Genomic DNA, 203 nt, shown 5'->3' with positions numbered 1-203 from the left:
GGTAACAGGGGTTCGAGTCCCCTAGGGGACGCCACTTCATGTTCATCCGTCCCAGCAATGGATGAGCGTGTCGATGACCGGAAGGTTGTCGAAGCGATCGGAAGATCGCCCGCCTGATGGCGAATTCGGGGCTATAGCTCAGCTGGGAGAGCGCTTGCATGGCATGCAAGAGGTCGACGGTTCGATCCCGTCTAGCTCCACCA

1 tRNA gene is annotated in these 203 nt (G+C 59.1%); it reads left to right on the top strand.

From position 1 onward, the window contains the following. Window positions 1–127: 127 nt before the first annotated feature. Window positions 128–203: transfer RNA gene (locus tag HMPREF2581_RS11620), tRNA-Ala, on the top strand.

Source organism: Pseudomonas sp. HMSC057H01 (assembly GCF_001836405.1).
Classification (GTDB): Bacteria; Pseudomonadota; Gammaproteobacteria; order Pseudomonadales; family Pseudomonadaceae; genus Pseudomonas; species Pseudomonas aeruginosa.
This window is presented reverse-complemented; position numbering and strand designations above follow the sequence as displayed.